The following is a 26,518-nucleotide window of genomic DNA, read 5'->3' as shown; positions in this document are numbered from 1 at the left end:
CGGGCCGGCCGGCGTCCCCAGCCAACGACTAGAAGTGCAGTAACGAGCCCCGGGAAAGGGGTCCACTCAGTGCTCGACGTCAACTTCTTCGACGAGCTCCGCATCGGTCTGGCCACCGGCGACGACATCCGCCAGTGGTCGCACGGTGAGGTGAAGAAGCCCGAGACCATCAACTACCGGACGCTGCGCCCGGAGAAGGACGGTCTCTTCTGCGAGAAGATCTTCGGTCCCACGCGGGACTGGGAGTGCTACTGCGGCAAGTACAAGCGCGTCCGCTTCAAGGGCATCATCTGTGAGCGCTGCGGCGTCGAGGTGACCCGGGCCAAGGTCCGCCGCGAGCGGATGGGCCACATCGAGCTGGCCGCGCCGGTCACCCACATCTGGTTCTTCAAGGGCGTCCCCTCGCGCCTGGGCTACCTGCTCGACCTGGCGCCCAAGGACCTCGAGAAGATCATCTACTTCGCCGCCTACCTGATCACCTCGGTCGACGACGAGGCCCGCCACCGCGACCTCCCGACCGTCGAGGCCGAGATCAGCGCGGAGAAGCACAACCTCGAGAGCCGGCGCGACGCCGACGTCGAGGCCCGCCAGCAGAAGCTCGAGGCCGACCTGGCCGAGCTCGAGGCGGAGGGCGCCAAGTCCGACGTCCGCCGCAAGGTGCGCGAGGGCGGCGAGCGCGAGATGCGCCAGCTGCGCGACCGCGCCCAGCGGGAGATCGACCGCCTCGAGGAGGTGCTCGACACCTTCCGCAAGCTCGAGGTCAAGCAGCTCATCGCCGACGAGGGCCTGTACCGGGAGCTGCGCGACCGGTTCGGCGAGTACTTCGAGGGCGGCATGGGTGCCGCTGCCCTGCAGAAGCTGCTGGCCGACTTCGACCTCGACGCCGAGGCCGCCTCGCTGCGCGAGACCATCCGCAACGGCAAGGGCCAGCGCAAGCTGCGGGCCCTCAAGCGGCTGAAGGTCGTCGCGGCGTTCCAGCAGACCCGCAACTCGCCCATGGGCATGGTGCTGGACTGCGTCCCGGTCATCCCGCCGGACCTGCGCCCGATGGTGCAGCTCGACGGTGGCCGCTTCGCCACCAGCGACATGAACGACCTGTACCGCCGGGTCATCAACCGGAACAACCGGCTCAAGCGGCTGCTCGACCTCGGCGCGCCCGAGATCATCGTGAACAACGAGAAGCGGATGCTCCAGGAGTCCGTGGACGCGCTGTTCGACAACGGCCGCCGCGGCCGTCCGGTCACCGGCCCCGGCAACCGCCCGCTGAAGTCCCTGAGCGACCTGCTCAAGGGCAAGCAGGGCCGGTTCCGCCAGAACCTGCTCGGCAAGCGCGTCGACTACTCCGGCCGGTCGGTCATCGTCGTCGGCCCGCAGCTGAAGCTGCACCAGTGCGGCCTGCCCAAGCAGATGGCGCTGGAGCTGTTCAAGCCCTTCGTCATGAAGCGGCTGGTCGACCTCAACCACGCGCAGAACATCAAGTCCGCCAAGCGCATGGTCGAGCGCGCCCGTCCCGTCGTCTGGGACGTGCTCGAGGAGGTCATCACCGAGCACCCGGTGCTGCTGAACCGGGCGCCGACGCTGCACCGCCTGGGCATCCAGGCCTTCGAGCCGCAGCTGGTCGAGGGCAAGGCCATCCAGATCCACCCGCTGGTCTGCACGGCCTTCAACGCCGACTTCGACGGTGACCAGATGGCGGTCCACCTGCCGCTGTCGGCCGAGGCGCAGGCCGAGGCCCGCATCCTCATGCTGTCCAGCAACAACATCCTGAGCCCGGCCGACGGTCGCCCGATCACCGCGCCGACCCAGGACATGGTGCTGGGCCTGTACCACCTGACCACCCTGGTGCCGAGCCGGCACGAGGCCGACGGTGGCCGGCCGGCGGCCTTCGGGTCGACCGCCGAGGCGATCATGGCGTTCGACAAGGGCGCCCTGGGCCTGCAGGAGCGGGCGCTCATCCGCCTCGACGAGGTGTTCGGCGTCGACAACGGCAAGGTCAACCCCGCGTGGGAGCAGCCCGCCGACTGGACCCCGGGCGCCCCGGCGCTAGTCGAGACCAGCCTGGGCCGCGTGCTGTTCAACGAGGCCCTGCCCGAGGACTACCGCTTCGTCAACTACCAGGTGCCGAAGAAGGAGCTCGGGGCGATCGTCAACGACCTCGCCGAGCGCTACCCCAAGGTGCAGGTCGCGGCGACGCTGGACGCCCTCAAGTCGGCCGGCTTCCGCTGGGCGACCCGCTCGGGCGTCACGATCGCCATCGACGACGTCGTCACCCCGCCGGCCAAGCAGGAGATCCTCGACCGGCACGAGGCCGAGGCGCGGGGCATCGAGCGGCAGTACGAGCGCGGTGTCATCACCGACGCCGAGCGCCGCGGCGAGCTGATCGAGATCTGGACCCGCGCGCGGGCCGAGGTCTCCCAGGCGATGGTGGACAACTTCCCGACCACCAACCCGGTCTGGGTCATGGTCAACTCGGGTGCCCGAGGCAACATGATGCAGATCAGCCAGATCGCCGGCATGCGCGGCCTGGTGGCCAACCCGAAGGGCGAGATCATCCCGCGGCCGATCAAGGCCAACTTCCGGGAGGGTCTGTCCGTGCTGGAGTACTTCATCTCCACGCACGGTGCGCGCAAGGGTCTGGCCGACACCGCGCTGCGGACCGCGGACTCCGGGTACCTCACCCGCCGGCTGGTCGACGTCTCGCAGGACGTCATCATCCGCGAGGAGGACTGCGGCACCGAGCGCGGCGTGGTCATGCCGATCGCGACCGTCGTCGACGGTGTCCTGACCCGGGACGCGCACGTCGAGACCAGCGTCTACGCCCGCTCCCTGGCCGCCGACGTGGTGGCCGAGGACGGCACGCTGATCGCGCAGGCCGGCCAGGACCTGGGTGACGTGCTGATCGGCCAGCTGGTCGACGCCGGCGTCGCCGAGGTCAAGGTCCGCTGCGTCCTGACCTGCGAGTCCCTGCTGGGCACCTGCGCGACCTGCTACGGCCGGTCGCTGGCCACCGGCAAGCTCGTCGACGTCGGCGAGGCGGTCGGCATCATCGCCGCCCAGTCGATCGGTGAGCCCGGTACCCAGCTGACGATGCGCACCTTCCACACCGGTGGTGTCGCGGGTGAGGACATCACCCACGGTCTGCCGCGTGTCGTGGAGCTCTTCGAGGCCCGCGTCCCCAAGGGCAAGGCCCCGATCGCCGAGCTGGCCGGCACCGTCCGCATCGAGGACGGCGAGCAGTTCCGCAGGCTCACGATCACCCCGGACGACGGCTCCGACGAGGTCGTCTACGACAAGCTGTCGCGCCGGTCGCGGCTGCGGGTCGAGGACGGCGCCCACGTCGAGGTCGGCGAGCAGCTCACCGAGGGTGCGGTGGACCCGCACGAGGTGCTGCGGATCATGGGCCCGCGCGAGGTGCAGCTGCACCTGGTCCGCGAGGTCCAGGAGGTCTACCGCAGCCAGGGCGTGTCGATCCACGACAAGCACATCGAGGTGATCATCCGCCAGATGCTGAAGCGGGTGACCATCATCGACTCGGGCGCCACGGAGTTCCTCCCCGGCGCGCTGGTCGAGCGGACGCTGTTCGAGACCGAGAACCGCCGCGTCGTCGCCGAGGGCGGCGAGCCGGCCTCGGCCCGTCCGGTGCTCATGGGCATCACCAAGGCCTCGCTCGCCACCGAGTCGTGGCTGTCGGCCGCCTCCTTCCAGGAGACGACCAAGGTGCTCACCGACGCCGCCATCCAGGGCAAGAGCGACTCGCTCCTCGGCCTCAAGGAGAACGTGATCATCGGCAAGCTGATCCCGGCGGGTACGGGCATCAGCCGCTACCGGAACATCACGGTCGAGCCGACCGAGGAGGCCCGCGCCGCCGTCTACACGATGGCCGGGTACGACGACGGGCAGTACTACAGCCCGGACGTCTTCGGGTCGGGCTCCGGTGAGGCCGTGCGCCTCGAGGAGTACGACTGGCGGGGCTGACGAAGGACCTCCCTCTCCCCACCGTTCGCACGCTCACGGCGGGCCCCTGAGGGAGGCCGTTCCGGCACCTCACGTGAGAAGGGCCCCGCAGATCGCGAGATCTGCGGGGCCCTTCCGCGTGTCAGGGGAGCGGCTGCGTCACGTGACGCAACACCGGCCTAGCGGTCGGCCAGCTTCCGCATGGTCTCCACCGTCCGCAGCCGGCCCTCACGGCTGTCGTCCAGGGGCTGCAGCGCGATGGTGGTGACGCCGGCCTCCGCGTAGGCGGCCACCCGCTCGGCCACGTAGGACTCCGGCCCGATCAGCGAGACCCTGCGGACGAACTCCTCGGGCAGCGCCGCGGCCGCCTCGTCCTTCTTCCCGTCCAGGTAGAGGTCCTGGACGGTCCCGGCGGCCTCCTCGTAGCCGTAGCGGCGGGCGAGGTCGTTGTAGAAGTTCTTCCCCCGGGCGCCCATGCCGCCGACGTAGAGGGCCAGCTGCGGCCGCACCAGGTCGTGCAGGTGGTCGACGTCCTCACCGATCGCCACCGGGACGCCGCAGATGACCTGCAGGTCCCCGAGCGCGGCGTCGCGCTTGGCCTTCCCGGCGCGCAGCGAGTCGCCCCAGACGTCGTCGGCGCGCTCGGGCATGAACCAGATCGGCTCCCAGACCTCGGCGATCTCGGCGGCGAGCTCCACGTTCTTGGGGCCGAGCGCGGCGAGCATCACCGGGATGCGCTCGCGCACCGGGGTGTTGATCAGCTTCAGCGGCTTGCCGAGGCCCGTGCCCTGCTCGGCCGGCAGCGGCACCGTGTACTTCGGCCCCTCGTGCACGAGCCGCTCGCGGCGCCACACCTGCCGGCAGATCTCCACGACCTCGCGGGTGCGCTGCAGCGGGGCGTCGTAGGGGACGCCGTGCCAGCCCTCGATGACCTGCGGGCCGGAGGCGCCCAGGCCCAGGGTGAACCGCCCACCGGAGACGAAGTCCAGGCCGGCCGCGGTCATGGCCGTCAGGGCCGGCGTCCGGCTGTAGATCGGCAGGATCGCGCTCATCAGCTCGACCCGCTGCGTGACGGCGGCCAGGTAACCGAGCTGGCTGACGGCGTCGAAGGTGTAGACCTCCGCGCACATCGCGAGGTCGAGCCCGGCGGCCTCGAGGTCGACGATCTCCGCCGCCGTCTCCTGGAAACCCCCCGCGTAACTGGCCTGGATGCCGATGCGCACCTGCACTCCTCTGGTCGGCGGCGCCCGCGTCGGCGCCTCCGGCGACCGTAGCGGGTGCGCGCGGGCGGGCCCGGGGCTCAGGCGGTGCGGCCGCGCAGCGGGCGGATCACCCCGACGACCTCGGTGACGACCCGGACGCCGTCGACGTCACGGGGGACCAGGCCGGCCGCGTCGGCGTCGGCGACGTCGACCTTGACGACGTAGCCGCTGTCCCGCCGGGCCAGGCCGATGCCGACGACCCCCGGCTGGGCGGAGAGCTGGTCGGCGAGGACGCCCTTGGCGGCGCGGGCGGCGGCACGGTCGGTCACGAGGTCTCCTCGCTGACGCCCGCGCGCCGGGTGCCCGGGACGAGGGAGGTCCCGGACGGCCGTGCGGGCTCGGTCACCTCCCCATGGTGCCTCGTTCCCGCCCGGAGCGACATCCCCCTGACCTGGGGGACGACCTCAGGAGGAGGTCAGGAGGCGACCCACTCCGCCCCCAGGGTGGCCAGCACGGTCGACAGGGGATTGGCGAAGGTCAGCCCGGCGCCGTTGCTGCCGCCCTGGTCGCTGCCGGCGAACAGCAGGCCCAGCGGGACGCGGTCGGCACTGCGCCAGATGACCGAGCCGCTGTCCCCGCCCGCGGAGAACGACCCCGACAGGCCCTCGATCTCGATCTGGTCGTCGAAGACGTGCACGCCGTCGTCGTACTGGACGGCGACCCCGTCGACCTCCACCGCGGTGACCCGCCCGCGGGTGTGCCCGGTGGTGCGGCCGACCTTCTCGACCTCCTCGTCCGGCTCCACCTCCAGCCCGTCGGCCACGGTGCCGGCCAGCGGCCCGCCGGGGAGCCGGCCGGGCTCGGCCTCGACGCCCGCGTCCAGGACGGCGACGGCGGCGTCGACCTTGTTGCGCCCCTCGGTGAAGCGCTCGAAGGCGGTCAGCGTGGCCACCCGGTCGGCCGGGACGCCGCCGTCGGCCGGCCCCGGCTGCAGCACCGCGTCCCCCACCGCGCCGGCGTCGCTGGCGGCGAGGACGTGGTTGTTGGACAGGATCGCCAGCCGCCCCTCCACCCGGACGAAGCCGCCCAGCGTCCCCGCCGTGACGGCCGGGTGGGCCACCGACAGTCCCGGGTGCAGCGGGCACGTGCGCCGCTGCAGCTCGGCCGGGGTGGGGGAGGACAGCGGCACTATCGGCCCGGTCACCCGGACGTCGATCTCGGCGCGCGCCACGTCGTCGAGGTCGGTGAGCAGCACCCGGGCGTCGTCCTCGGCCGCCACGCGGATCGCGAGGTGCACCCGCCCGGGGGCGACGGGTGCCAGCCCGATGGCCGGCCGCGTCCACACGCGGCCGCCGAGGTCGCTGGCCCGGACCGGGGGGAAGCCCTCGGCCAGGCGCGCGGACAGCCGCGCCTTGAGCTCGCGCGCCGTGTCGATCAGCACCAGGACCTCCGTAGCGGTGAGTGGTCTCGTTGGGACCGACGGTAGGGGCAGGGTCTGACAGTCGCGCGCCCACCGGAGAGCGGAGGCGCGGTCGCGCCCCCGGGCGACGTCCCCTGGCGCGCGGCCCCGGCCGCGGTATGGTGCGACCTCCCCCGGGGCCGTGCGGCACGGTCCCCGCGGCGGCCGGGAATGGCCGGTGTCGCCGCGTCGTTGTCCCCGTCGAACGGGCCCGGGTGGCAGGCAGACCCTGCCCGCTCGGCTCCCGGGACCCGGCTTTGACCGCCTCCCAGCACGCGGGTATCGTGGTCAGCCGTGCCCAGGGTGCCCTGGGCCTGCTCCCGTTCGCGGTGCGCCTGGGTGTCCGGAGGTCCGCCTCCTGGCCGCGGGTCCGCCCCGGTGGGCCGTCCACGGAGGACGGTGTCCGGAGGTGGCGGCGCCGAGTCGCGGGGGGCGACCTGTCCGGTTCGACCGCCGGCCGGTCCTGGGGAAGGCGACACGCCCGACCGCGGGGACCGGTGAGTGGCTCGTGACCAGGGCGGACGACCCCGGCAGGACCGGCACCGGCGACACGACAGCAGCACCGTCCACAGCACGACCCAGCGCAGGTAGGAGATCCAGGCCACCCATGCCCACGATCAACCAGCTGGTCCGCAAGGGCCGCGAGGACAAGGTCGAGAAGACCAAGACCCCGGCGTTGAAGGGCTCCCCTCAGCGTCGAGGCGTGTGCACCCGCGTGTACACCACGACGCCGAAGAAGCCGAACTCGGCGCTCCGCAAGGTCGCTCGCGTCCGCCTCACCAGTGGCATCGAGGTGACCGCCTACATCCCGGGCGTCGGCCACAACCTGCAGGAGCACTCGATGGTGCTCGTGCGCGGCGGCCGCGTGAAGGACCTCCCGGGTGTGCGTTACAAGATCATCCGCGGCTCGCTCGACACCCAGGGTGTCCGCAACCGCAAGCAGGCTCGCAGCCGGTACGGCGCGAAGAAGGAGAAGAGCTGACATGCCGCGCAAGGGCCCCGCGCCGCGCCGTCCGCTGGTCAACGACCCGGTCTACCAGTCGCCGCTGGTCACCCAGCTGGTGAACAAGGTCCTCGTCGACGGCAAGCGCTCGGTCGCCGAGTCGATCGTCTACGGCGCCCTCGAGGGCTGCCGCGCCAAGACCGACACCGACCCGGTGGTCACGCTCAAGCGCGCGCTGGACAACGTCAAGCCGGCCCTCGAGGTCCGCAGCCGCCGCGTCGGTGGCGCGACCTACCAGGTCCCGGTCGAGGTCCGCGCCTCCCGCAGCACCACCCTCGGCCTGCGCTGGCTGATCCAGTACAGCCGGGCGCGCCGCGAGAAGACGATGACCGAGCGCCTCATGAACGAGCTGCTCGACGCCAGCAACGGCCTCGGTGCCGCGGTCAAGCGCCGCGAGGACACCCACAAGATGGCCGAGTCGAACAAGGCCTTCGCGCACTACCGCTGGTAGTCGCACCCCCGCTGGTGACACCCGTCCACCAGCACCCGCCGGCGGGGACGCCGGGCCACCCCCGGACCACCGCACGCGGACCAGAGACAAAGAGGAGTGAGACATGGCCAGCAACGAGGCCCAGCTCGCCAAGACCCGCAACATCGGGATCATGGCGCACATCGACGCCGGCAAGACCACGACGACCGAGCGCATCCTCTTCTACACCGGCATCAACTACAAGATCGGTGAGGTCCACGACGGCGCGGCCACGATGGACTGGATGGAGCAGGAGCAGGAGCGCGGCATCACCATCACGTCCGCCGCGACGAAGTGCTCCTGGAACGGCCACGACATCAACATCATCGACACCCCGGGGCACGTCGACTTCACCGTCGAGGTGGAGCGGTCCCTGCGCGTGCTCGACGGTGCGGTGGCCGTCTACGACGGTGTCGCCGGCGTGGAGCCGCAGACCGAGCAGGTCTGGCGGCAGGCGGAGAAGTACGGCGTCCCGCGCATGTGCTTCGTCAACAAGCTCGACCGGACCGGCGCGAACTTCTTCCGCTGCGTCGACATGATGGTCGAGCGGCTCGGCGCCAACCCGGCCGTGCTGCAGCTGCCCATCGGCGCCGAGGCCGACTTCATCGGCGTCGTCGACCTGGTGCAGATGCGCGCGCTCACCTGGCGCGGGGAGACCAAGATGGGCGAGGACTACGCCATCGAGGAGATCCCCGCCGAGCTCGCCGACCAGGCCGCCGAGTACCGCGACAAGCTGCTCGAGACGATCGCCGAGACCGACGACGCGATCATGGAGGCCTACCTGGGCGGCGAGGACATCCCCGTCGACCAGCTCAAGGCCGCCATCCGCAAGGCGACCATCGCCGCGCAGATCAACCCGGTACTCACCGGCACGGCGTTCAAGAACAAGGGCGTGCAGCCCCTGCTCGACGCCGTCGTGGACTACCTGCCCAGCCCGCTGGACATCGAGGCCATCGTGGGCACCGCCCTCGACGGCGAGACCGAGGTCCTGCGGCACGCCGACGAGGACGAGCCGTTCTCGGCGCTGGCCTTCAAGATCCAGACCGACCAGCACCTCGGCAAGCTGACCTACGTCCGCGTCTACTCGGGCCGGCTCAACTCCGGGTCCCCGGTGCTCAACAGCACCAAGGACCGCAAGGAGCGGATCGGCAAGATCTACCAGATGCACGCCAACAAGCGCGAGGAGCGCGAGGGCGTGGGCGCCGGCCAGATCGTCGCCGTCGTCGGCCTGAAGCAGACGACCACGGGTGACACCCTCTGCGACCCGCAGAACCCGGTGATCCTCGAGTCGATGACCTTCCCGGCCCCGGTCATCTCGGTCGCGATCGAGCCCAAGACCAAGGGCGACCAGGAGAAGCTCGGCACCGCCATCCAGAAGCTGGCCGAGGAGGACCCGACCTTCCAGGTCCGCCTCGACGAGGAGACCGGTCAGACGGTCATCTCCGGCATGGGCGAGCTCCACCTGGAGATCCTGGTCGACCGCATGCGGCGCGAGTTCCGCGTCGAGGCCAACGTCGGCAAGCCGCAGGTCGCCTACCGCGAGACCATCCGCAAGGCGGTCGAGAAGGTCGACTACACCCACAAGAAGCAGACGGGTGGGTCCGGTCAGTTCGCCAAGGTGCAGGTCAGCATCGAGCCGCTGGAGGTCAGCGGCGACGGCCCGACCTACGAGTTCGTCAACGCCGTGACCGGTGGTCGCATCCCGAAGGAGTACATCCCCTCGGTCGACCAGGGCATGCAGGACGCCATGCAGTACGGCATCCTCGCCGGCTACCCGATGGTCGGCGTCAAGGCGACCCTCGTCGACGGCCAGTACCACGAGGTCGACTCCTCGGAGATGGCCTTCAAGATCGCCGGCTCGATGGTCTTCAAGGAGGCCGCCCGCAAGGCCAGCCCGGCCCTGCTCGAGCCGATGATGGCCGTCGAGGTCGTCACGCCCGAGGACTACATGGGCGACGTCATCGGCGACCTGAACTCCCGGCGCGGGATGATCCAGGCGATGGAGGAGCGCTCCGGCGCCCGCGTCGTCCGGGCCCTGGTCCCGCTCTCGGAGATGTTCGGCTACGTGGGCGACCTGCGCAGCCGCACCCAGGGGCGGGCGAGCTACACCATGGTGTTCGACTCGTACGCCGAGGTCCCGCAGAACGTGGCCAAGGAGATCATCGCCAAGGCCACCGGCGAGTGACCCGCCGGGCGGGGTACGTCCCCGCCCGGCACCCCCAGCAAGCCCACCCCAGAGTTCCCGCGCACGACGCGAGACCACGAGGAGAGGAACCCAGTGGCCAAGGCCAAGTTCGAGCGGACCAAGCCGCACGTCAACATCGGCACCATCGGGCACATCGACCACGGCAAGACCACGCTGACCGCGGCGATCACCAAGGTGCTGCACGACAAGTACCCGGACCTCAACGAGGCGTCGGCCTTCGACCAGATCGACAAGGCGCCCGAGGAGAAGGCCCGCGGCATCACGATCTCGATCGCCCACGTCGAGTACCAGACGGAGAACCGTCACTACGCGCACGTCGACTGCCCCGGGCACGCCGACTACATCAAGAACATGATCACCGGTGCGGCGCAGATGGACGGCGCCATCCTGGTGGTCGCCGCGACCGACGGCCCGATGCCGCAGACCAAGGAGCACGTCCTCCTGGCCCGCCAGGTCGGCGTCCCCTACATCGTCGTGGCGCTGAACAAGGCCGACATGGTCGACGACGAGGAGATCCTCGAGCTCGTCGAGCTGGAGGTCCGCGAGCTGCTGTCCGAGTACGAGTTCCCGGGCGACGACGTCCCCGTGGTCCGCGTCTCGGCGCTGAAGGCCCTCGAGGGCGACGCCGAGTGGGGCGACAAGCTCATGGAGCTCATGGACGCCGTCGACACGGCGATCCCCGAGCCGCAGCGTGAGATCGACAAGCCCTTCCTCATGCCCGTCGAGGACGTCTTCACCATCACCGGTCGCGGCACCGTCGTCACCGGTCGCGTGGAGCGCGGCATCGTCAAGGTGTCGGAGGAGGTCGAGATCGTCGGCATCCGCCCGTCGTCGACCAAGACCACCGTCACCGGCGTCGAGATGTTCCGCAAGCTGCTCGACCAGGGCCAGGCCGGCGACAACGTCGGTCTGCTGCTGCGCGGCATCAAGCGCGAGGACGTGGAGCGCGGCCAGGTCGTCGTGAAGCCCGGCTCGATCACCCCGCACACCAACTTCGAGGGTTCGGTCTACATCCTCTCGAAGGACGAGGGTGGCCGTCACACGCCGTTCTTCAACAACTACCGTCCGCAGTTCTACTTCCGGACGACCGACGTCACCGGCGTCGTGACCCTGCCGGCCGGCACCGAGATGGTCATGCCGGGCGACAACACCGAGATGACGGTCGAGCTCATCCAGCCGATCGCCATGGAGGAGGGCCTGCGGTTCGCCATCCGTGAGGGTGGCCGCACCGTCGGCGCCGGCCGCGTCACCAAGATCCTCAAGTAACACCCGACGGGCGGCGGCGCACCCCTGCGCCGCCGCCCGTCCCCGGGTGTGCGTGCTGCGTGTGTGCACCGCCACCCTCCCCGCTGGGGCCGGACCGGATGACGTCCGGACGCACCCGGCGTTCCCCAGCTAGCAGAACAGCGATCGGCAGGAGCGAGAGACAGCGATGGCGGGACAGAAGATCCGCATCAGGCTGAAGGCCTACGACCACGAGGCGATCGACGCCTCTGCGCGGCGCATCGTCGACACGGTGACCAAGACCGGTGCGCGCGTCGTCGGCCCGGTGCCGCTGCCGACGGAGAAGAACGTGTACTGCGTCATCCGCTCGCCGCACAAGTACAAGGACTCGCGCGAGCACTTCGAGATGCGCACGCACAAGCGGCTCATCGACATCCTCGACCCGACGCCGAAGACGGTCGACGCGCTCATGCGCATCGACCTGCCGGCCTCGGTCGACGTGAACATCCAGTAAGGAACCGAGTCCAGTCATGGCGAGTACGTTCCGCGGGCTCCTCGGCGAGAAGCTGGGGATGACCCAGGTCTTCGACGAGAACAACCGCATCGTGCCGGTGACCGTCGTCAAGGCGGGCCCGAACGTGGTGACGCAGGTGCGCACCCCCGAGGTCGACGGCTACTCGGCCGTCCAGCTCGGCTTCGGCGAGATCGACCCCCGCAAGGTGAACAAGCCCGAGGGTGGCCACTTCGCCAAGGCCGGCGTGACGCCGCGCCGCCACGTGGTCGAGCTGCGCACCGAGGACGCCGGTCAGTACACGACCGGCCAGGAGCTCACCGTCGACGTGTTCGACGGCGTGGCCAAGGTCGACGTCATCGGGACCAGCAAGGGCAAGGGCACCGCGGGTGTCATGAAGCGGCACGGCTTCCGTGGCCTCGGTGCCGCCCACGGCACCCAGCGCAAGCACCGGCACCCCGGCTCCATCGGCGGTGCCTCCACCCCCGGCCGCGTGTTCAAGGGCCTGAAGATGGCCGGCCGCATGGGTGCGGTCAAGACCACGACGCTCTCGCTCACCGTCCACAAGGTGGACACCGAGCGCGGCCTGCTTCTGATCAAGGGTGCCATCCCCGGCCCGAAGGGCGGCCTCGTGCTCGTCCGCTCGGCCGTCAAGGGTGGCCCCGTGGGGAGTGACAACCAGTGACCCAGTCGACCGCGACCGAGGCGGCGCGCGCCGACCGCCAGGTCGACGTCCGCACGCCGGCGGGGGAGACCTCCGGCAGCGTCACGCTGCCCGGTGACTTGTTCGACGCGAACGCGAACGTCGCGCTCATGCACCAGGTCGTCGTCGCCCAGCTGGCCGCGGCCCGCCAGGGCACGCACGCGACCAAGACGCGCGGCGCCGTCAGCGGCGGTGGCGTCAAGCCGTACCGCCAGAAGGGCACCGGCCGTGCCCGGCAGGGCTCGATCCGCGCGCCGCAGTTCGCCGGCGGTGGCACGGTCCACGGCCCCCAGCCGCGCGACTACTCGCAGCGCACGCCCAAGAAGATGAAGGCCGCCGCCCTGCGCGGCGCCCTCTCCGACCGGGCGCGCGCCGGCCGCGTGCACGTCGTCACCACCTTCGTCGACGGCGACGCCCCGAAGACCAAGGCGGCCATCGCCACGCTCGACGCCGTGACCGGTGCCAAGCGGGTGCTCGTGGTCCTCGACCGCGACGACGTCCTCAACTGGGTGAGCCTGCGCAACGAGCCGCGCGTGCACCTGATCGAGGCCGGCCAGCTCAACACCTACGACGTCCTGGTCAGCGACGAGGTGGTCTTCACCGAGACCGCGCTGGCCGAGTTCGTCGCCGGCCCGCACGGCGGCAGCGGCGGCAAGGGCGGCGCCTCGCTGACCAAGCCGGACCTGACGACGCCGGACATCCCCGGCGCCATCCCGTCCATCCAGCCGGCCGAGGGCACGACCGACCTGGACCTCGAGCAGAACGAGGCCACCGACACCACCGAGGAGAAGGCGTGAGCGTCCGCGACCCCCGGGACGTCCTGCTGTCGCCGGTCATCTCGGAGAAGAGCTACGGGCTGCTGGACGAGAACCAGTACACGTTCGTGGTGCTGCCCGAGGCCAACAAGACACAGATCAAGATCGCGGTCGAGCAGGTCTTCAACGTGAAGGTCCTCGGCGTGAACACCATCAACCGCCAGGGCAAGCGCAAGCGCAGCCGGGGCAACAAGCTCGGCAAGCGCAAGGACACCAAGCGGGCCATCGTCTCGCTGGCGCCCGGCGACCGGATCGAGATCTTCGGGGGCCCGGGCGCCTGAGCCCGGACCGCCGGACCAGAGACAGAGGAACCGAGTCAGCAATGGCTATCCGCAAGTACAAGCCGACGACGCCGGGCCGCCGTGGCTCCAGCGTCGCCGACTTCGCCGAGGTCACCCGCGACCACCCCGAGAAGTCGCTGGTCCGGCCGCTGCACGGTCGCGGCGGGCGCAACGTCCACGGGAAGGTCACCGCTCGCCACCAGGGCGGCGGCCACAAGCGCGCCTACCGCGTCATCGACTTCCGTCGGGCGGACAAGGACGGCGTGCCGGCGAAGGTCGCGCACATCGAGTACGACCCGAACCGCACCTCCCGCATCGCGCTGCTGCACTTCGCCGACGGCGAGAAGCGCTACATCATCGCGCCGGCCCGCCTGAAGCAGGGCGACACGGTGGAGTGCGGCCCCTCGGCCGACATCAAGCCGGGCAACAACCTGCCGCTGCGCAACATCCCCGTCGGCACGGTGGTCCACGCGATCGAGCTGCGGCCGGGTGGCGGCGCGAAGATCGCCCGCTCCGCCGGCACCAGCGTCCAGCTGGTCGCCCGCGAGGGCCGCTTCGCCCAGCTGCGCATGCCCTCGGGCGAGATCCGCAACGTCGACGTGCGCTGCCGCGCCACCGTCGGCGAGGTGGGCAACGCCGAGCAGTCGAACATCAACTGGGGCAAGGCCGGCCGCATGCGGTGGAAGGGCAAGCGCCCGACCGTCCGCGGTGTCGCCATGAACCCGGTGGACCACCCGCACGGTGGTGGTGAGGGCAAGACCTCCGGTGGTCGCCACCCGGTGAACCCGAAGGGCAAGCCGGAGGGCCGCACGCGCAAGCGCAAGGCCAGTGACGCCCTGATCGTGCGCCGCCGGCGCACCAACAAGAAGCGCTGAGCGGGTTAGAGGAGTCCGACAGACATGCCACGCAGCCTGAAGAAGGGCCCGTTCGTCGACGACCACCTGCTCAAGAAGGTGGACGCGCAGAACGAGAAGGGCACCAAGACGGTCATCCGGACCTGGTCCCGCCGCTCGACGATCATCCCGGACATGCTCGGCCACACCATCGCCGTGCACGACGGTCGCAAGCACGTCCCGGTCTTCGTGACCGAGGCGATGGTCGGGCACAAGCTCGGCGAGTTCGCTCCGACCCGGACCTTCCGCGGTCACGTCAAGGACGACCGCCGGTCGCGGCGCGGCTGAGCCCGGTCCCGAGAGAGAGACTTGAGATGACTTCCCAGCTGGGAGAGGAGACGCAGGTCGCCCGGGCCGTCGCCCGCGGCGTCCGCGTCACCCCCATGAAGGCACGCCGGGTGGTGGACCTCATCCGCTACCTGCCCACCGACGAGGCCCTGGCGCTCCTGCGGTTCGCCCCGCAGTCGGCCAGCGAGCCGGTGGCCAAGGTTGTCGCCAGCGCCGTCGCCAACGCCGAGCACAACCTGCGGCTGGACCCGGCCGCGCTCGTCGTCAGCGCCGCCTACGTCGACGAGGGCCCGACCATGAAGCGGATTCGGCCGCGCGCCCAGGGCCGCGCCTACCGCATCAACAAGCGGACCAGCCACATCACCGTCGAGGTGAGCGAGGTCGGCTCCAGCGCCGAGCTCGCCGGCAAGTCCCGCACCGCCCGCCGGCGCACCGGCCAGTCCGGCCCGGCGACGCAGCAGCAGGGCACGCAGCAGCGCTCCAACACGAGGGGAGGGACCCGCTAGTGGGTCAGAAGGTCAACCCGCACGGGTTCCGCCTCGGCATCACCACCGACTACAAGTCCCGGTGGTACGCCGACAAGCTGTACAAGGACTACGTCAAGGAAGACGTGGCCATCCGCAAGCTCATGACCAAGGGCATGGAGCGCGCCGGCATCTCGAAGGTGGAGATCGAGCGCACCCGTGACCGGGTCCGGGTCGACATCCACACCGCCCGGCCGGGCATCGTCATCGGCCGCCGCGGCGCCGAGGCCGACCGCATCCGCGGCGAGCTGGAGAAGCTCACCGGCAAGCAGGTGCAGCTGAACATCCTCGAGGTCAAGAACCCCGAGGCCGACGCCCAGCTCGTGGCCCAGGCCGTGGCCGAGCAGCTGTCCAGCCGCGTCAGCTTCCGCCGCGCCATGCGCAAGGCCATGCAGTCGGCCCAGCGCAGCCCGCAGGTCAAGGGCATCCGGGTGCAGTGCTCCGGGCGCCTGGGCGGCACCGAGATGAGCCGGTCGGAGTTCTACCGCGAGGGTCGCGTGCCGCTGCACACCCTCCGGGCGAACATCGACTACGGCCTGTACGAGGCCCGCACCACCTTCGGCCGCATCGGCGTGAAGGTGTGGATCTACAAGGGCGACGTCAGCGGCTCGCGTGCCGAGCGCGAGGCCCTCGAGGCCCTCGCCGCCCGGCAGCAGCGCCGGGAGCGCCCGCAGCGCCCCCGCCGGTCGGGCTCCAGCGGCACCACCGCCGGTGGCACCGAGGCCGGCCGCGCCGCCGCCGAGACGTCGACCGGTCCGGAGACCGGCGACAGCACCGTGGCCGTGACCTCGGGTGAGGTCGCGCCCGAGCAGACCGTCGCCGAGGCCGCCGGCCCCGAGGCGACCGCCGCGGCCGAGACGACCGCGACCGAGAACACGGAGGGCTGACACGTGCTGATCCCCCGGCGCGTCAAGCACCGCAAGCAGCACCACCCGGACCGCTCCGGCCGGGCCAAGGGCGGCACGGCGATCAACTTCGGTGAGTACGCCATCCAGGCCCTCGAGCCGGCGTACGTGACCAACCGGCAGATCGAGTCCGCCCGTATCGCCATGACCCGGCACATCCGCCGTGGCGGCAAGGTCTGGATCACGATCTACCCGGACCGCCCGCTCACCAAGAAGCCGGCCGAGACCCGCATGGGTTCCGGCAAGGGCTCCCCGGAGTGGTGGGTCGCCAACGTCAAGCCGGGCCGCGTCATGTTCGAGCTGTCGGGTGTCCCGGAGTCGGTGGCCCGCGAGGCCATGCGCCGCGCCATCCACAAGCTGCCCATGAAGGCTCGCTTCATCACGCGTGAAGGAGAGGTGTGATGGCCGCCGGTCTGACCGCCCCGGAGCTGCGCGAGCTCTCGGCCGAGGAGCTCGCCACGCGGCTGCGTGAGCACAAGGAAGAGCTGTTCAACCTGCGCTTCCAGGTGGCCACCGGCCAGCTGGACAACAACCGGCGACTGCAGACCGTCCGCCGCGACATCGCCCGGATCTACACGATCATGCGCGAGCGCGAGCTGGGTCTCTCGGTCGCCCCGAACGAGGGTGTGGCATGAGCGAGCCCCAGAACACCGCTGTCGCCAGCGGCCCCGGCCTGGCCGGCCGCGGCTACCGCAAGGTCCGCGAGGGCCTCGTGGTCAGCGACAAGATGGACAAGACCATCGTCGTCGAGGTCGAGGACCGCGTGAAGCACGGCCTCTACGGCAAGGTCATCCGTCGCACCAGCAAGCTGAAGGCCCACGACGAGCAGGGCGTCGCCGGCATCGGTGACCGCGTGCAGATCATGGAGACCCGGCCGCTGTCGGCCACCAAGCGGTGGCGGCTGGTCGAGGTCCTCGAGAAGGCCAAGTAACACCCGTCGGGGGTCCGCGGGCCCTGTGACCCACGCCCTGCGGGGCGGGTCGCGGGACCGGGTACCCTGGACGACTGGCGCCCCTCCGGGTGAGCGCCACATCCCGGTACCCGTGTCGGACGCACCGGCGGCACCAGTCGCCGGTGCGTCCGCGCGTGGGTACCGGACAGCCGGTTCACCGTTCCGGCCCGGCTGTCACCACTGAGATTTGGGAGTAGGACGTGATCCAGCAGGAGTCGCGGCTCCGGGTCGCCGACAACACCGGTGCGAAGGAGATCCTCTGCATCCGGGTGCTCGGCGGCTCCGGGCGGCGCTACGCCGGCATCGGCGACGTCATCGTGGCGACCGTCAAGGACGCGCTGCCCGGTGCCGGCGTCAAGCGCGGCGACGTCGTCAAGGCCGTCGTCGTCCGCACGCGGAAGGAGCGTCGTCGTCCCGACGGCTCCTACATCCGCTTCGACGAGAACGCCGCGGTGATCATCCGCGACAGCGGCGACCCGCGCGGCACGCGCATCTTCGGTCCCGTCGGCCGCGAGCTGCGCGACAAGCGCTTCATGCGGATCATCTCGCTCGCCCCGGAGGTGCTCTGACCATGGCTGCCAAGAAGACCCCGCCGGCCAAGACGCCGGGCATGAAGGTGAAGAAGGGCGACACCGTGGTGGTCCTGTCCGGCAAGGACAAGGGCGCCCGGGGTCGCGTGATCGCCGCCTACCCCAAGCTGCAGAAGGTCCTCGTCGAGGGCGTCGGCCGCGTCAAGAAGCACACCCGCATCAGCTCGAACCAGCGGGGCGCGCAGCAGGGCGGCATCGTCACCCAGGAGGCTCCCATCCACGTCAGCAACGTGATGGTGATCGACTCCGAGGGGACGCCGACCCGGGTCGGTTACCGCCAGGACGAGGAAGGCCGCAACATCCGGGTGTCGCGGCGGACCGGTAAGGACCTCTGACGATGACTGCACCCACCCGTGAGCTCCCGCGCCTGCTGGCGCACTACCGCGAGTCGATCGTGCCGGCCCTCCAGGAGGAGTTCGGCTTCGAGAACGTCATGCAGATCCCGCGGCTGACGAAGATCGTCGTCAACATGGGCGTCGGCGAGGCGACCCGCGACGCGAAGCTGATGGACGGCGCGGTCCGCGACCTCACCGCCATCACCGGCCAGCGCCCGGCCGTCGTCCGGGCCCGCAAGTCCATCGCCCAGTTCAAGCTGCGCGAGGGCATGCCCATCGGCGCCAAGGTCACCCTCCGCGGCGACCGCATGTGGGAGTTCCTCGACCGGCTCCTGGCGCTGGCCCTGCCCCGCATCCGCGACTTCCGCGGCCTGAACGCCAAGCAGTTCGACGGGCACGGCAACTACACGTTCGGGCTGACCGAGCAGTCGATGTTCCGCGAGATCGACGTCGACAAGATCGACCGTCCGCGTGGCATGGACATCACGCTGGTCACCACCGCCACGAACGACGAGGAGGGTCGCGAGCTGCTGCGCCTCCTGGGCTTCCCGTTCGCCGGCCAGCCCGTCGTCACCACCATCCGCTGAGCCGGGCCGAGGAGACAGACAGATGGCCAAGAAGGCGCTGATCAACAAGGCGGCCCGCAAGCCCAAGTTCGCGGTCCGCGGTTACACCCGCTGCCAGCGGTGCGGTCGTCCGCACTCGGTCTTCCGCAAGTTCGGCCTGTGCCGGATCTGCCTGCGGGAGATGGCGCACGCCGGCGAGCTGCCGGGCGTGAGCAAGTCCAGCTGGTAGTCCGCACCACCCGCCCCGCGCGCTGACCGCGCGGGGCGGGCCCCCAGCTCCACCGTTCGCCGAGAGGCCCACGCGAGGGACGCGTGAGGAACCGCGGCGAGAGAGGCACGACACCCATGACGATGACCGACCCGATCGCGGACATGCTCACGCGGCTGCGCAACGCGAACACGGCCTACCACGACTCGACGCGCATGCCGTCGTCGAAGCTCAAGACGCACATCGCCGAGATCCTCCAGCAGGAGGGCTACATCGCCGGCTGGCGCGTCGAGGACGTCGAGAAGGACGGCGCCACCCGCAGGGAGCTGGTGATCGACCTCAAGTTCGGCCCCAACCGCGAGCGCAGCATCGCCGGGGTGCGCCGGGTGTCCAAGCCGGGCCTGCGGGTCTACGCGAAGTCGAACGCCCTGCCGAAGGTCCTGGGCGGCCTGGGGGTGGCCATCATCTCCACCTCGACCGGGCTGCTGACCGACCGGCAGGCGACCAAGAAGGGCGTGGGCGGGGAAGTCCTCGCCTACGTCTGGTAAGAGGAGCGAGCGAGATGTCACGGATCGGACGACTGCCGGTTCCCGTGCCCGGTGGCGTGGACGTCACCATCGACGGCCAGACGGTCAGCGTGAAGGGCCCCAAGGGCACCCTGTCCCACACCGTCGCGGCGCCCATCACGGTCGCCCGGGGCGAGGACGGCACGCTGAGCGTCCAGCGGCCCGACGACGAGCGCGAGAGCCGGGCGCTGCACGGCCTGTCCCGCACGCTGATCGCCAACATGATCACCGGCGTCACCGAGGGCTACACCAAGACCCTCGAGATCGTCGGCGTCGGCTACCGCGTCCAGGCCCGCGGCTCGGACCTGGAGTTCGCGCTCGGCTACAGCCACCCGGTGCCGGTGCGTGCCCCGGAGGGCATCACCTTCACCGTCGAGTCGCCCACCCGCCTGCGGGTGACCGGCATCGACAAGCAGCAGGTCGGCCAGGTGGCCGCCAACATCCGCGGCCTCCGCAAGCCCGACCCGTACAAGGGCAAGGGCGTGCGCTACCAGGGCGAGGTCGTCAAGCGCAAGGTCGGGAAGACGGGTAAGTGATGGCACAGACCGAGAAGGCCGCTCGGGTGCACACGCCCGTCGGCACCGACATCAGCACCGCGCGCCGCGTCTCGCGGCTGCGCCGCCACAACCGGCTCCGCAAGCGGGTCTCCGGCACGCCGGACCGCCCGCGCATGGTGGTCAACCGCAGCACGCGGCACATCCACGTGCAGGTGGTGGACGACACCGCCGGCCGTACGCTGGTGAGCGCCTCGACGCTCGACGCCAGCCTGCGCGGCGCCGAGGGCGACAAGTCCGCCCTGGCCCGCCGGGTGGGCGCCCTGGTCGCCGAGCGCGCCCAGGCCGCCGGCATCACCAAGGTCGTGTTCGACCGCGGGGGGAACCGCTACCAGGGCCGCATCGCCGCGCTGGCCGACGGCGCGCGTGAGGGCGGGCTGGACTTCTGATGAGCAGCACCGCCAACCAGCAGATCGAGAGGGACGTCTGATGCCAGGACCACAGCGACGCGGCGGCGGCGCCGGCGGCGGCAACGACCGCCGCGACCGTCGTGACGGCGGGCGGGGGCCCGGCGGCGCGCCTGCCGAGAAGAGCAACTACATCGAGCGCGTGGTGGCCATCAACCGCGTGTCGAAGGTCGTCAAGGGTGGTCGGCGCTTCAGCTTCACCGCCCTGGTGATCGTCGGCGACGGTGACGGCACCGTGGGCGTCGGCTACGGCAAGGCCAAGGAGGTGCCCGCGGCGATCGCCAAGGGCGTCGAGGAGGCCAAGAAGCACTTCTACAAGGTGCCGCGCATCGCCAGCACCATCCCGCACCCGGTGCAGGGTGAGGCCGCTGCCGGTGTCGTGCTGCTCAAGCCGGCCAGCCCCGGTACCGGTGTCATCGCCGGTGGCCCGGTGCGCGCCGTCCTCGAGTGCGCCGGCATCCACGACGTGCTCTCGAAGAGCCTCGGCTCGTCGAACCCGATCAACATCGTGCACGCCACCATGCAGGCGCTGAAGGAGCTCGTCCGGCCCGAGGAGATCGCCGCCCGCCGCGGGCTGCCCCTCGAGGACGTCGCCCCGGCCGCCATGCTGCGGGCGCGTGCGGGCCAGGGGGTCTGACATGGCGCAGCTGAAGGTGACCCAGATCCGGTCGGCGATCGGCACGAAGCCCAACCAGCGGCAGACGCTGCGGTCCCTGGGCCTCAAGCGGATCAACGACACGGTCGTGCAGGAGGACCGTCCCGAGATCCGCGGGATGGTCGCCACGGTGACGCACCTCGTCGCCGTGGAAGAGATCTGAGCAGGGACTCGTCATGACTCTCAAGGTCCACCACCTGCGTCCGGCCCCGGGCGCCCACACCCCCAAGACGCGCGTCGGCCGGGGTGAGGGCTCCAAGGGCAAGACCGCCGGTCGCGGCACCAAGGGCACCGGGGCACGCGGCAACACCTCCGCGCGCTTCGAGGGCGGCCAGACGCCGCTGCACATGCGGCTGCCCAAGATGTCCGGCTTCAAGAACCCGAACAAGGTCGTCTTCCAGGTCGTCAACCTCGACCGGATCGCGTCCCTGTTCCCGCAGGGCGGGCACGTCGACCCCGACACGCTCGCCGACGCCGGCGCGGTCCGCCGCGGCCAGCCGGTGAAGGTCCTCGGCACCGGTGAGCTGGGCGGCGTCCAGGTCACCGTGCACGCGCACGCCTTCTCGGCCTCCGCCGCCGAGAAGATCGCCGCGGCCGGGGGCAGCACCACCCGCATCTGACCGCCGACGACCCCCGGGTGCCCCATCGCCCCGGGGGTCGTCTGCTGTCCGGCCCGCGCGCCCCCGCGTCCGGGCCCCGGGGAGTCGCCCGCCCCGCCCGCCGGTGTGCCACCGGTGAGGGAGGGTGTGACCGGCGCGACCCCCGTCGTTGCTAACCTCATCCGACCGAGCAGGGGAGGGCACGTGCTGCAGGCGTTCGCCGCGGCGTTCCGGACGCCAGACCTCCGGCGCAAGTTGCTGTTCTCCCTGGCGATCATCGCCGTGTACCGGCTGGGCGCCTCGGTGCCCGGCCCGGGGGTCTCCGTCGAGGCCATCAACAGCTGTCTCGAGCAGGCGCAGGCGGGCAGCCAGCGCGACGTCTACTCGCTGGTGAACCTGTTCTCCGGCGGGGCGCTGCTCCGGCTGTCGATCTTCGCGCTGGGGATCATGCCGTACATCACCGCCAGCATCATCGTGCAGCTGCTGGTCGTGGTGATCCCGCGGTTCGAGCAGCTGAAGAAGGAGGGGCAGTCGGGCCAGCAGAAGCTGACCCAGTACACCCGCTACCTGACGATCGCCCTGGCGATCCTGCAGAGCACCGGGATCATCGCCCTGGCCCGCAGCGGCCAGCTGTTCCCCGGCTGCCAGCAGGACATCATCCCGTCGGACAGCATCTGGACGACGGTCGTCCTCGTGGTCGCCCTGACCGCCGGCACCGCGGTGATCATGTGGCTCGGTGAGCTGCTCACCGAGAAGGGGATCGGCAACGGCATGTCCGTGCTGATCTTCACCTCGATCGCGGCCCGCATCCCCGCCGAGGGCGGCTCGATCCTGCAGACCCGCGGCGGCGTCGTCTTCGCCGTCGTCTGCGCCTTCGCCCTGCTGATCATCGGGGCCGTCGTCTACGTCGAGCAGGCGCAACGGCGCATCCCGGTCCAGTACGCCAAGCGCATGGTCGGCCGCCGCATGTACGGCGGCACCTCGACCTACCTCCCGCTCAAGGTGAACCAGGCCGGCGTCATCCCGGTCATCTTCGCCTCGTCGCTGCTGTACCTCCCGCAGCTGATCACCCAGCTCCAGGGTGACGAGACCGGCCCGGTCCGGCAGTTCTTCGAGAACTACGTCATCGACCAGAGCAGCCCGGTGCACGTCGCGCTCTACTTCGGCCTGATCGTGTTCTTCACGTACTTCTACGTGTCGATCACGTTCAACCCCGAGGAGCGGGCCGACGACATGAAGCGCTACGGCGGCTTCATCCCCGGCATCCGCCCGGGCCGGCCGACGGCGGAGTACCTGCAGTACGTGCTGTCCCGGATCACCCTGCCCGGGTCGATCTACCTGGGGATCGTCGCGGTGCTGCCGAACTTCTTCCTGTCGATCACGCAGCAGGGGGCGAACCAGAACTTCCCGTTCGGCGGGACCGCAGTGCTGATCATGGTGGGAGTGGGCTTGGAGACCGTGAAGCAGATCGAGACGCAGCTCAACCAGCGCAACTACGAAGGGTTCCTGAAGTAGTGCGCATCGTGCTGCTGGGCCCGCCGGGAGCCGGCAAGGGGACCCAGGCCCAGATCATCGCCGGCCAGCTCGGGGTGCCTGCCATCTCGACGGGCGACATCTTCCGCGCCAACGTCAGCGGGCAGACCGAGCTCGGCCGCAAGGCCAAGGTCTACATGGACGCCGGCGACCTGGTCCCGGACGAGATCACCGTCGCGATGGTCAAGGACCGGCTCGCCGAGCCCGACGCCAAGGCCGGGTTCCTGCTCGACGGCTTCCCCCGCACGATCGCCCAGGCCGAGCAGCTGCGCGGCTCGCTCGAGGAGCTCGGGCACGGGCTCGACCGCGTCGTCGAGCTGGTCGTCGAGGAGGAGGAGCTGGTGCGCCGGCTCTCCGGCCGCCGGATGCTCGTCGACGGCGAGTGGGTGCAGCGCGACGACGACAGGCCCGAGACCGTGCGGCACCGCCTCCAGGTCTACCGGGAACAGACCGCCCCGCTGTCCGGGTTCTACGACGGCGAGGGGTTGCTGTCGCGCATCCACGCGATCGGCACCATCGAGGAGGTCACCGCCCGGGTGATGACCGCCCTGGGCCGGCCCGTCCAGCCCGGGCAGCCGAGCGACAGCTGAGGGGACGGCGCCGCCCATGTCGGCCGGGATCCTGACCCGCCTCCCGCTGCTGGCGAAGTGGAGTGGACGCATGATCCAGATCAAGACACCGCACGAGATCGAGCTCATGCGCGGCGCCGGGCTCGTCGTCGCCAAGGCGATCGCCGCCGTCCGCGCCGCGGTCCGCCCGGGGGTGACCACCGGGGAGCTCGACGCGATCGCCGAGGACGTCATCCGGTCGTCCGGGGCGATCCCGTCGTTCCTCGGCTACCACGGCTTCACCGGCAGCATCTGCGCGTCGATCAACGACGAGGTCGTGCACGGCATCCCGGACCCGGAGCGCACCCTCGCCCTGGGCGACAACATCTCCATCGACTGCGGCGCCATCCTCGACGGCTGGCACGGCGACTCGGCGGTCACGGTGACCGTCGGTCCGCCGTCGGCCGAGGACGCCGCGCTCATCGACGTCACCGAGCGGTCGATGTGGGCCGGGCTGGCGAGGGCCGTGGCCGGTGGCCGGCTGACCGACATCAGCTCCGCCGTCGAGCAGGTCGTCACCGCCGAGGCCCACCCGTACGGGATCGTCGACCACTACGGCGGGCACGGCATCGGCACCGAGATGCACCAGGACCCGCACGTCCTCAACTACGGCCGGCCCGGTCGCGGCCCGCGGCTGGTGCCCGGCCTGGCACTGGCGATCGAGCCCATGGTGACCGTGGGCGACCCGGCCACCGCCGAGCTCGAGGACGGCTGGACCGTGGTCACCAAGGACGGCTCCCGGGCCGCCCACTTCGAGCACACCGTCGCCATCACCCCCGAGGGGCCCTGGGTCCTGACGGCGGAGGACGGCGGCGTCGCGGGGCTGGCCCCCTTCGGGATCACCCCGCGCACCTGAGCAGGGCTCCTCGCCCCACCGCTCGCAGGCTCGTGGCGGGACTCCGCGTGAGGGGCCGGCGGCCCGCCCGGGGTGTTCCGTTGTGACAGAGGCCGGGTTGGAGCGCCCCGCTGCAGCGGGGTACAGTGAACGACGGCGTTCGCGCCGTCCTGTCGTCGTGCTGTGGCCGCACGACCCGGGACGCCCTCGCGGGAGCGCCTGCACCACCTGGTCTGCAACCACCGCGTTCGACCCGGCCGGCATCCGGCACGGTCGCATGCGACTCCAGCACCACACCAACCAGCACCACCGAGTCAGGGAGGCCGTGTCGGGCATGGCGAAGAAGGACGGGGCCATCGAGGTCGAGGGTCGCGTCGTCGAGCCGCTGCCCAACGCGATGTTCCGGGTCGAGCTGCAGAACGGGCACCGGGTGCTCGCCCACATCAGCGGCAAGATGCGCCAGCACTACATCCGCATCCTGCCCGAGGACCGCGTCGTCGTGGAGCTCTCGCCCTACGACCTGACCCGCGGTCGCATCGTCTACCGCTACAAGTGACCGCCGCCGGCGCAGGGCACCTCCGGGTGCCGCGTGGGCGGCCATCGATCGACAGGAATGAGGGGCGGCACCGGTGAAGGTCCAGCCGTCGGTGAAGAAGATCTGCGACAAGTGCAAGGTGATCCGCCGGCACGGCCGGGTCATGGTCATCTGCGACAACGCCCGCCACAAGCAGCGGCAGGGCTGAGGGAGTACCTGAGACATGGCACGACTGGCCGGCGTCGACCTGCCCCGCGAGAAGCGGATGGAGATCGCGCTCACCTACATCTACGGGATCGGCAAGGCGCACGCCAAGGAGACCCTGGCGGCGACCGGCGTCAGCCCGGACCTGCGCGTCAAGGACCTCGGCGACGAGGACCTGCTGAAGCTGCGCGACTACATCGACGAGCACTTCCGCGTCGAGGGTGACCTCCGCCGCGAGGTGGCCGCGGACATCCGTCGCAAGATCGAGATTGGTGCCTACCAGGGCCTGCGGCACCGCCGTGGCCTCCCGGTGCACGGTCAGCGCACCCGCACCAACGCGCGCTCGAGCAAGGGCCCGCGCAAGACCATCGCCGGCAAGAAGAAGGCCGGCAAGAAGTAAGCCGCGCAGCGGCCCGTCGCGGCGACCCGGGAGGGCGGGAGCGGCGGGCTGCGCGTGTGTTTCCAGGCCATACGTCAGAAGGAATCCGGAGAGACATGCCTCCCAGGGCTCGCGCCGCGGCCGGTGCCAAGAAGGTCCGCCGCAAGGAGAAGAAGAACGTCGCCCACGGCGCCGCTCACATCAAGAGCACGTTCAACAACACGATCGTGTCGATCACCGACCCGACGGGCAACGTGATCAGCTGGGCCTCGGCCGGCCACGTCGGCTTCAAGGGCTCGCGCAAGTCGACGCCGTTCGCCGCCCAGATGGCCGCCGAGAACGCCGCGCGCAAGGCCCAGGAGCACGGCATGCGCAAGGTCGACGTCTTCGTGAAGGGCCCGGGCTCGGGCCGCGAGACCGCGATCCGCTCGCTGCAGGCCACCGGCCTCGAGGTGGGGCAGATCCAGGACGTGACGCCGCAGCCGCACAACGGCTGCCGCCCCAAGAAGCGCCGCCGGGTCTGACCGGCCACTGACGAGAAGAACGAGGAGTACC

General features: G+C 70.8%; 36 protein-coding genes. 33 read left to right on the top strand and 3 right to left on the bottom strand.

The genetic code is table 11. The features are described 5' to 3' along the window. The first annotated feature begins 69 nt into the window (after positions 1-69). Positions 70-3,975, top strand: coding sequence for a DNA-directed RNA polymerase subunit beta' (locus tag ACI8AB_RS04190; protein WP_456949062.1), 3,906 nt, complete (start codon positions 70-72; stop codon positions 3,973-3,975). Positions 3,976-4,133: 158 nt separating this feature from the next. Here ACI8AB_RS04190 and ACI8AB_RS04185 read toward each other — a convergent pair whose 3' ends face one another. The 3 genes from ACI8AB_RS04185 to ACI8AB_RS04175 all read right to left on the bottom strand — a co-directional run bounded on the left by ACI8AB_RS04185 (position 4,134) and on the right by ACI8AB_RS04175 (position 6,597). Continuing rightward, positions 4,134-5,177: an LLM class F420-dependent oxidoreductase gene (locus ACI8AB_RS04185; protein WP_456949061.1), complete on the bottom strand. Its 1,044-nt coding sequence runs from the start codon at positions 5,175-5,177 to the stop codon at positions 4,134-4,136. Positions 5,178-5,254: 77 nt separating this feature from the next. After that, the gene (locus tag ACI8AB_RS04180; protein WP_456949060.1) at positions 5,255-5,485 is read right to left on the bottom strand and encodes a hypothetical protein; all 231 of its coding nucleotides are present in this window, start codon (positions 5,483-5,485) and stop codon (positions 5,255-5,257) included. A gap of 146 nt (positions 5,486-5,631) precedes the next feature. Then, positions 5,632-6,597, bottom strand: a complete 966-nt coding sequence (locus tag ACI8AB_RS04175; RefSeq protein ID WP_456949059.1) for a hypothetical protein — start codon at positions 6,595-6,597, stop codon at positions 5,632-5,634. 625 nt (positions 6,598-7,222) lie between these two features. Between ACI8AB_RS04175 and rpsL the strand changes: the two genes are divergently transcribed. The 32 genes from rpsL (at position 7,223) to rpsK (ending at position 26,487) form a co-directional block, all read left to right on the top strand. Further along, positions 7,223-7,597, top strand: coding sequence for a 30S ribosomal protein S12 (rpsL, locus tag ACI8AB_RS04170; RefSeq protein WP_012950487.1), 375 nt, complete (start codon positions 7,223-7,225; stop codon positions 7,595-7,597). Between the two features lies 1 nt (position 7,598). Continuing rightward, a complete protein-coding gene (rpsG, locus tag ACI8AB_RS04165; protein WP_075013303.1) occupies positions 7,599-8,069 on the top strand; it encodes a 30S ribosomal protein S7 in 471 nt (156 codons plus the stop codon). Between the two features lie 103 nt (positions 8,070-8,172). After that, positions 8,173-10,272: an elongation factor G gene (fusA, locus tag ACI8AB_RS04160; protein WP_387987757.1), complete on the top strand. Its 2,100-nt coding sequence runs from the start codon at positions 8,173-8,175 to the stop codon at positions 10,270-10,272. Between the two features lie 93 nt (positions 10,273-10,365). Beyond that, positions 10,366-11,559, top strand: coding sequence for an elongation factor Tu (tuf, locus tag ACI8AB_RS04155; protein WP_387987755.1), 1,194 nt, complete (start codon positions 10,366-10,368; stop codon positions 11,557-11,559). Positions 11,560-11,725: 166 nt separating this feature from the next. Next, complete coding sequence (rpsJ, locus tag ACI8AB_RS04150) at positions 11,726-12,031, top strand: 30S ribosomal protein S10 (protein ID WP_014742859.1); 306 nt, start codon at positions 11,726-11,728, stop codon at positions 12,029-12,031. Positions 12,032-12,047: 16 nt separating this feature from the next. Further along, positions 12,048-12,713: a 50S ribosomal protein L3 gene (gene rplC, locus ACI8AB_RS04145; RefSeq protein WP_387987752.1), complete on the top strand. Its 666-nt coding sequence runs from the start codon at positions 12,048-12,050 to the stop codon at positions 12,711-12,713. Continuing rightward, entirely contained in the window at positions 12,710-13,528 is an 819-nt protein-coding gene (rplD, locus tag ACI8AB_RS04140) for a 50S ribosomal protein L4 (RefSeq protein WP_456949058.1), read from the top strand. The genes rplC and rplD overlap by 4 nt, the downstream gene beginning before the upstream one ends. After that, positions 13,525-13,827, top strand: coding sequence for a 50S ribosomal protein L23 (rplW, locus tag ACI8AB_RS04135; protein ID WP_100497379.1), 303 nt, complete (start codon positions 13,525-13,527; stop codon positions 13,825-13,827). The genes rplD and rplW overlap by 4 nt, the downstream gene beginning before the upstream one ends. A 41-nt stretch (positions 13,828-13,868) precedes the next feature. After that, complete coding sequence (gene rplB / locus ACI8AB_RS04130; RefSeq protein ID WP_387987748.1) at positions 13,869-14,702, top strand: 50S ribosomal protein L2; 834 nt, start codon at positions 13,869-13,871, stop codon at positions 14,700-14,702. Between the two features lie 24 nt (positions 14,703-14,726). Beyond that, a complete protein-coding gene (gene rpsS, locus ACI8AB_RS04125; protein WP_089402109.1) occupies positions 14,727-15,008 on the top strand; it encodes a 30S ribosomal protein S19 in 282 nt (93 codons plus the stop codon). A 26-nt stretch (positions 15,009-15,034) separates the two neighbouring features. Next, complete coding sequence (gene rplV / locus ACI8AB_RS04120; protein ID WP_456929499.1) at positions 15,035-15,514, top strand: 50S ribosomal protein L22; 480 nt, start codon at positions 15,035-15,037, stop codon at positions 15,512-15,514. Continuing rightward, positions 15,514-16,419, top strand: coding sequence for a 30S ribosomal protein S3 (rpsC, locus tag ACI8AB_RS04115; protein WP_387987745.1), 906 nt, complete (start codon positions 15,514-15,516; stop codon positions 16,417-16,419). Before rplV ends, rpsC begins: the two co-directional genes overlap by 1 nt. A 3-nt stretch (positions 16,420-16,422) precedes the next feature. Then, positions 16,423-16,839 carry a 50S ribosomal protein L16 gene (gene rplP, locus ACI8AB_RS04110; protein WP_387987743.1) on the top strand — a complete coding sequence of 139 codons (417 nt, stop codon included), beginning with the start codon at positions 16,423-16,425 and terminating at the stop codon, positions 16,837-16,839. Continuing rightward, positions 16,839-17,072: a 50S ribosomal protein L29 gene (rpmC, locus tag ACI8AB_RS04105; RefSeq protein WP_387987741.1), complete on the top strand. Its 234-nt coding sequence runs from the start codon at positions 16,839-16,841 to the stop codon at positions 17,070-17,072. The genes rplP and rpmC overlap by 1 nt, the downstream gene beginning before the upstream one ends. Next, positions 17,069-17,368: a 30S ribosomal protein S17 gene (gene rpsQ, locus ACI8AB_RS04100; protein WP_387987740.1), complete on the top strand. Its 300-nt coding sequence runs from the start codon at positions 17,069-17,071 to the stop codon at positions 17,366-17,368. The genes rpmC and rpsQ overlap by 4 nt, the downstream gene beginning before the upstream one ends. 221 nt (positions 17,369-17,589) lie before the next feature. Beyond that, complete coding sequence (gene rplN / locus ACI8AB_RS04095) at positions 17,590-17,958, top strand: 50S ribosomal protein L14 (protein ID WP_387987738.1); 369 nt, start codon at positions 17,590-17,592, stop codon at positions 17,956-17,958. A 2-nt stretch (positions 17,959-17,960) separates the two neighbouring features. Then, on the top strand, positions 17,961-18,314 hold the full coding sequence (rplX, locus tag ACI8AB_RS04090) for a 50S ribosomal protein L24 (protein WP_456901391.1): 354 nt from the start codon (positions 17,961-17,963) through the stop codon (positions 18,312-18,314). A 2-nt stretch (positions 18,315-18,316) separates the two neighbouring features. Beyond that, complete coding sequence (rplE, locus tag ACI8AB_RS04085) at positions 18,317-18,901, top strand: 50S ribosomal protein L5 (RefSeq protein ID WP_387987736.1); 585 nt, start codon at positions 18,317-18,319, stop codon at positions 18,899-18,901. 22 nt (positions 18,902-18,923) lie between these two features. Next, on the top strand, positions 18,924-19,109 hold the full coding sequence (locus ACI8AB_RS04080; protein ID WP_012950469.1) for a type Z 30S ribosomal protein S14: 186 nt from the start codon (positions 18,924-18,926) through the stop codon (positions 19,107-19,109). Between the two features lie 122 nt (positions 19,110-19,231). After that, positions 19,232-19,636 carry a 30S ribosomal protein S8 gene (rpsH, locus tag ACI8AB_RS04075; RefSeq protein WP_456949057.1) on the top strand — a complete coding sequence of 135 codons (405 nt, stop codon included), beginning with the start codon at positions 19,232-19,234 and terminating at the stop codon, positions 19,634-19,636. Positions 19,637-19,650: 14 nt separating this feature from the next. After that, positions 19,651-20,190, top strand: a complete 540-nt coding sequence (gene rplF / locus ACI8AB_RS04070) for a 50S ribosomal protein L6 (protein ID WP_387987731.1) — start codon at positions 19,651-19,653, stop codon at positions 20,188-20,190. Then, positions 20,190-20,597, top strand: coding sequence for a 50S ribosomal protein L18 (rplR, locus tag ACI8AB_RS04065; protein WP_387987729.1), 408 nt, complete (start codon positions 20,190-20,192; stop codon positions 20,595-20,597). The genes rplF and rplR overlap by 1 nt, the downstream gene beginning before the upstream one ends. Positions 20,598-20,637: 40 nt before the next feature. Beyond that, positions 20,638-21,252: a 30S ribosomal protein S5 gene (rpsE, locus tag ACI8AB_RS04060; protein ID WP_387987727.1), complete on the top strand. Its 615-nt coding sequence runs from the start codon at positions 20,638-20,640 to the stop codon at positions 21,250-21,252. 1 nt (position 21,253) lies between these two features. Continuing rightward, positions 21,254-21,433: a 50S ribosomal protein L30 gene (rpmD, locus tag ACI8AB_RS04055; protein WP_456949056.1), complete on the top strand. Its 180-nt coding sequence runs from the start codon at positions 21,254-21,256 to the stop codon at positions 21,431-21,433. A 13-nt stretch (positions 21,434-21,446) separates the two neighbouring features. After that, complete coding sequence (gene rplO, locus ACI8AB_RS04050) at positions 21,447-21,890, top strand: 50S ribosomal protein L15 (RefSeq protein ID WP_387987723.1); 444 nt, start codon at positions 21,447-21,449, stop codon at positions 21,888-21,890. Positions 21,891-22,073: 183 nt separating this feature from the next. Continuing rightward, positions 22,074-23,384: a preprotein translocase subunit SecY gene (secY, locus tag ACI8AB_RS04045; protein WP_387987721.1), complete on the top strand. Its 1,311-nt coding sequence runs from the start codon at positions 22,074-22,076 to the stop codon at positions 23,382-23,384. After that, entirely contained in the window at positions 23,384-23,992 is a 609-nt protein-coding gene (locus ACI8AB_RS04040) for an adenylate kinase (RefSeq protein WP_456949055.1), read from the top strand. Before secY ends, ACI8AB_RS04040 begins: the two co-directional genes overlap by 1 nt. Positions 23,993-24,062: 70 nt before the next feature. Then, positions 24,063-24,866, top strand: coding sequence for a type I methionyl aminopeptidase (gene map, locus ACI8AB_RS04035; RefSeq protein ID WP_456949054.1), 804 nt, complete (start codon positions 24,063-24,065; stop codon positions 24,864-24,866). A 313-nt stretch (positions 24,867-25,179) separates the two neighbouring features. Next, positions 25,180-25,401, top strand: a complete 222-nt coding sequence (gene infA, locus ACI8AB_RS04030) for a translation initiation factor IF-1 (protein ID WP_012950459.1) — start codon at positions 25,180-25,182, stop codon at positions 25,399-25,401. A 73-nt stretch (positions 25,402-25,474) separates the two neighbouring features. Beyond that, positions 25,475-25,588 carry a 50S ribosomal protein L36 gene (gene rpmJ, locus ACI8AB_RS04025; RefSeq protein ID WP_012950458.1) on the top strand — a complete coding sequence of 38 codons (114 nt, stop codon included), beginning with the start codon at positions 25,475-25,477 and terminating at the stop codon, positions 25,586-25,588. A gap of 15 nt (positions 25,589-25,603) precedes the next feature. Beyond that, complete coding sequence (rpsM, locus tag ACI8AB_RS04020) at positions 25,604-25,984, top strand: 30S ribosomal protein S13 (protein ID WP_089402121.1); 381 nt, start codon at positions 25,604-25,606, stop codon at positions 25,982-25,984. A gap of 95 nt (positions 25,985-26,079) precedes the next feature. After that, positions 26,080-26,487, top strand: coding sequence for a 30S ribosomal protein S11 (gene rpsK, locus ACI8AB_RS04015; protein WP_012950456.1), 408 nt, complete (start codon positions 26,080-26,082; stop codon positions 26,485-26,487). Positions 26,488-26,518 lie beyond the last annotated feature (31 nt).

The organism is Geodermatophilus sp. SYSU D00698, assembly GCF_054050335.1.
This window is presented reverse-complemented; position numbering and strand designations above follow the sequence as displayed.